Source organism: Mycobacterium paraseoulense (genome assembly GCF_010731655.1).
GTDB lineage: Bacteria > Actinomycetota > Actinomycetes > Mycobacteriales > Mycobacteriaceae > Mycobacterium > Mycobacterium paraseoulense.
The window spans coordinates 583,317-587,842 of record NZ_AP022619.1; the positions used below are offsets into that span (position 1 = coordinate 583,317).

The following is a 4,526-nucleotide window of genomic DNA, read 5'->3' on the forward strand; positions in this document are numbered from 1 at the left end:
AACGAAAACGGCGGGCCGCGACGGCTACGCTGTGCCGTTCCGTTCGATCCACTGAGTGATCGCGTCTTCGAGCGCGGTCGCGACGTCCACACCGGCGCTGTCGGCGGCCTGCTCAAACCGCTCGACCAGCTCGGTGCGGACCGAGGCGCCCAATTTCGTGCGCTCCGGTTTTGGCTTCGGCGGCAGGTCTACCGGGACGTGTCGCGCCACCGACGCGTCAATGATTTCGCGAAGTGCCGGGATGTCGTCCAGCAATCTGGCGAGATCGTCGCGCTCGATCCGCAGCACCTCAGCCGGCCCGATCGTCGTTACGGTCGCAGAACGCAGTTTCCCACGGTGGAGCGCCGATTCGCCGATCACCTCGCCCGGCCCGAGCACGGCGATGCGGTCCCGGCCGACGTACACGCCCACCTCGCCGCTGAGCAGGATGTAGCAGGAGTCCGACGGCGTCTGCTCATGAATCAGCGGCAATGGAGCCGACGTCGAGGTGCGGTGACCCGCTCGGGCGAGACGCTGCAGTTCAGCGTCCGAGAAGTTCGCGAAGGTTGCGTACTGGCGCAACCGGCGAGCGTCTTCCTCATACTGCTTTTCGTCGGCCTTCATGCGGACTCCTGACGTGCGACTTGACGCTATATCGAGGAGCGTAACGCGGAATTGCCTGACAAATGGCGAAAGTCAGTTCCGGCCGGGCAGCTTCATGATCGTCCGCACCACGGGCAATAGCGACTTCTGCCACATGGTCCCCGGAATGCCAAGGGGCGGATCGAGATTGAACACACGCGCCGTCGCGATGGTCTGGGATTCGGTGTACTTCAGCAGGCCCTCGGGACCGTGCCGGCGACCGACGCCGGATTGACCCATCCCGCCCATCGGCGCGCTGAGGCTGCCCCACGCGAACGCATAGCCCTCGTTCACGTTCACGGTCCCCGACCGCAACCGCGCGGCGATCTGCTCGCCCTCCGCGGACGAGCCGGCCCACACGCTGGCGTTGAGCCCGTACGCGGTGTCGTTGGCCTTCTCGACCGCCTCGTCCACGTCGGCGACGGGATAGATCGAGACGAGCGGCCCGAAGGTCTCGTTGGCCGCGCACTCCATCTCCGGCGCGACGTCGGTCAGCACCGTCGGCTCGTAGAACAGCGGGCCGATGTCGGGCCGTGCCCTGCCGCCCGCGATCACCTTGGCGCCCTTGGCTTTCGCGTCATCCACGTGGTCCGTCACCGTGTCCAGCTGACCCGCGGAGATCAGGCTGCCCATGTCGACCGAGAAGTCGTACGCGGTGCCCAGCTTCATGTTCCGGGCCGCGGCACCGAACTTACTGGTGAACTCTTCGGCGATGTCTTTCTCGACGTAGATCCGCTCGATGGAGATGCACAGCTGGCCCGCGTTCGAGAAGCACGCGCGGGTTGCCGCCTTGGCGGCCTTGTCGAGGTTGGCCCCCCGCGTGACGATCATCGCGTTCTTGCCCCCGAGCTCGGCCGAGAAGCCGATCAGGCGACGGCCACAATGCTCCGCGAGTTGCCTTCCGGTGGCGGTCGAGCCGGTGAACATCAAGTAGTCGCAGTTATCGATGATCGCGGTCCCGACCACCGAGCCCGGCCCGGGCACGATCGCGTAGAGCGCTCGTGGCAACCCGGCCTTGTACAACAGCTCCGCACACGCCAACGCGCAGTACGGCGTCTGGCTGTCCGGCTTGAGCACCACCGCGTTACCGGCCAGCAGCGCCGGCACCGAGTCGGACGCCGTCAGCGTCATGGGGTAGTTCCACGGCGAAATCACCCCGACCACGCCCTTGGGCTGGTAGGCGACCGTGGTCTTGCCGATCCCCGGGAGCAGCGACTGCACCTTGCGCGGCTTCAGCAGGCCGGCGGCGACGCGCGCGTAGTAGTTGGCGTTCGCCATCAGGTCGACGATTTCCTCCTGCGCCGCCCAGCGGGCCTTGCCGGCCTCGGCCTGCAACAGGTCCATCAGGAAGTCGCGGTTCTCGATGACGAGGTCGCGATAGCGGGCGATCACTTCGACGCGCTCGGTGACCGGCCGCTTCGCCCACTCGACCTGGGCGGCGCGCGCCTCGGCGAAGGCCGCCTCGACGTCGTCGGCCGTGCCGACGGGAATCGTGGTCAGCGGTCTGCCGGTGAAGACCTCGTCGATCGCCTTGTTCTCGCGGGCGGTGACGTCTTTGATCGCGGCCAGCTGACGCAATCGGTCAAAGACTTCGGCTGACGGTGCAGGCATGTCGCTTCCTCTCGCAGAAGCACGGGCGTTCAAGACACCAGGCTATGCCGTGCGGTGTCGGACCGACCAGAAAGCTCAGCCCCGCACACCACCCGTTCATGGGGCGGCGTAATCCCCGGCTCAGACGATGTGCATGCCCTGGGCCAACTGCGTCACTCCGACCACCGTGAAGACCGTCACCAGGATCTGGCGGTGGTAAGCCCGCACCCAGCCGTGCAGCTGCCGCAAGAGCGCATGGGTTCGGGCCGGCGCCGCCACATAACCGACCAGGATCATCTCGACGACGGAATACATCAGCAGCACGAACGCGATGGAGGCGCTGACCTGCGTGGCGACCGCGGCCCGTGACGCCACGATGATCGCGAGAATGAAGAGAACCCCGTCGACCGGCACCGACGCCAGCCCGATGACCCACGCGATCCACAACGACCCCTGCTCCCACGCGCGGTGGGCGCGGTGGAGCAGGCGCCGGATCCCGGAACGCTCCCCGGGGCGAACGTCCTGTGCGCGGCTCAGGAATCGTGGAACCGCGATCGTTGCCCCCGGGCCCGGCGTCGACGTCGAGGTCGCGCGCGCCTCCGCCCGCTGACGCGTCCGGAAGCGCACCGCCATCAGCGCGGCGATCGACAACCCGAGCACCCCGAGGCCAATTTGGATGTGCGGGAGGGTGGAGTTCGCCGCCGGGCCGGCCGAACGATGCCCGAAAGATCCGAAAGCGGACGTGAAATTCAACAGCATCAGGGGCGCGAGCAGCTCGGGCACACACACTGTCAGACCACCAACCCAATAGGCGAGTAGGTTCGGCCCGGGCCGCGGGCGGGAGATCATCAGGAGGGCGAGGCCGAGGCGCACCGGATTGAGCGCTGCCAGAATTCCCAACCCCAGCACTGACCCCCACATTGGCGCAGCTCTACCCGCGGCCCGCGGGGGCTAAACCCTCGCGCGGGGGTCCGGGGCCCGAGAATGAAGACGCTGTTTTGGGCGGCCGAGTACGTACGGCGACTCGAAATCCTGTTCTCACGCAACACGTTCGGACGCCGGTCGCGGCGGCGCGGACGAATGAACGTTGCGCCAACCTCGCGTGAATGCGCTGGAGCAAGCCCGGTGAGGTTAATCACAAGGGAAGGGGCCCATTCCCGGGTGGTGACGTAGCCAGCCACGGACCTGGCCGCCAGCCCGGCGTGCGTCGGGTGCGCGGCCGCCGGCGCAGCGTCTCCGTCTCCAGCTAAGGCGCTGTGCCGGTGGGTAGGAGTCGGCGCCGCCTCGGTTCCAAGAACTCGGCAACCTCCCGCGGCGTTCTCCCGCGGTCGCGCCCGTGATCTCTCGAAAAAGGTTGACAAACCATCTCGACGGCCGCGGTTGGCAACTACGATGCATTAATGCCGGTTCTCGTCCCCGTCATGCCGCAGCCAAAGGACTGCTTGCCGTGGGCGAACCGGAGTGCGATCGCAAAGCGAATGCGGTCGTTTCGGCAGCGTGTGTGTGCCGGGTCAGCAAATGGCGGCCGTTGCGGCCGAAGGGCGTCGAAAGGTGGGGCCCCTTCTTTACGTCGGATGACAGAACGGGTGGGGACAAAGATTTGGTTTTGCCGACGAACGAGGAACGCGCCCGGCGGCCCGGTGTGCGAATCTCTTATGTAAGAACGAAATTCACAGGTTTGACGGCGACGGCCGGCGGGTAACCGGCGAGCCGTGGAGTACGACACCCCAGGTCGTCGTGCCAGCATGCTAGGGGTCCGCTGGTGCATCGACGGGCAACCCCCGCGAAACGCCATCCGCGGTTTTCGGGTTACCGTTGATCTTGCGGACGGTATTGCGAGTCGGGCCGGGGAAGAACTGGGGCCCGAACTGCAGCCAGTCACATCACCACGGGGATTTCCGCTACGACGCTCACCGGCATCGTGCCCATGGGTGGATCGGCACACTGGTCGAAACTAACGGCCAATCCTGAAGCGCTGCACAGCTTTTTGTGCTGCGCGTAGGAGTCCTGCGTATTCATCTCGGTTCTAGGAGGTCGTCCGTTGCAGTCCAATCCCTTCGATGACGACAGCGGCAAATTTTTCGTGGTAGTCAATAACGAGGAGCAACACAGCCTTTGGCCGGTCTTCACGGATGTGCCGGAAGGCTGGCGGGTGGTGTATGGCGAGGCCGACCGCGCCTCGTGCCTCGACTACATCGAACAGAACTGGCCCGACATCCGCCCGAAGAGCCTGCGTGAGAGGCTCGCCGCTCCCGGTTTGTGATGTGTAGATGGTCTAGGTATGAAGGAGTCGGGACAGCTCTCGGGGGGACTTA

General features: G+C 65.9%; 4 protein-coding genes. 1 reads left to right on the plus strand and 3 read right to left on the minus strand.

Features of this window, described 5'->3' with window-relative positions:
* Window positions 1-24 precede the first annotated feature (24 nt).
* The 3 genes from G6N51_RS02520 to G6N51_RS02530 all read right to left on the minus strand — a co-directional run bounded on the left by G6N51_RS02520 (window position 25) and on the right by G6N51_RS02530 (window position 3,132).
* Window positions 25-603: a cyclic nucleotide-binding domain-containing protein gene (locus G6N51_RS02520; protein WP_083173887.1), complete on the minus strand. Its 579-nt coding sequence runs from the start codon at window positions 601-603 to the stop codon at window positions 25-27.
* A gap of 72 nt (window positions 604-675) precedes the next feature.
* On the minus strand, window positions 676-2,232 hold the full coding sequence (locus G6N51_RS02525; RefSeq protein ID WP_083173888.1) for a succinic semialdehyde dehydrogenase: 1,557 nt from the start codon (window positions 2,230-2,232) through the stop codon (window positions 676-678).
* Between the two features lie 120 nt (window positions 2,233-2,352).
* Complete coding sequence (locus G6N51_RS02530) at window positions 2,353-3,132, minus strand: GAP family protein (RefSeq protein WP_083173889.1); 780 nt, start codon at window positions 3,130-3,132, stop codon at window positions 2,353-2,355.
* A gap of 1,120 nt (window positions 3,133-4,252) precedes the next feature.
* On the opposite strand from G6N51_RS02530, the gene G6N51_RS02535 reads away from it, so the two are divergent.
* Window positions 4,253-4,474: an MbtH family protein gene (locus tag G6N51_RS02535; RefSeq protein ID WP_083173890.1), complete on the plus strand. Its 222-nt coding sequence runs from the start codon at window positions 4,253-4,255 to the stop codon at window positions 4,472-4,474.
* The last annotated feature ends 52 nt before the right edge of the window (window positions 4,475-4,526 follow it).

Bases quoted from the DNA above. Each gene is read 5' to 3' on its own strand.
- G6N51_RS02520 (WP_083173887.1), bottom strand. From the start codon at position 603: ATGAAGGCCGACGAAAAGCAGTATGAGGAAGACGCTCGCCGGTTGCGC.
- G6N51_RS02530 (WP_083173889.1), bottom strand. From the start codon at position 3,132: ATGTGGGGGTCAGTGCTGGGGTTGGGAATTCTGGCAGCGCTCAATCCG.
- G6N51_RS02525 (WP_083173888.1), bottom strand. From the start codon at position 2,232: ATGCCTGCACCGTCAGCCGAAGTCTTTGACCGATTGCGTCAGCTGGCC.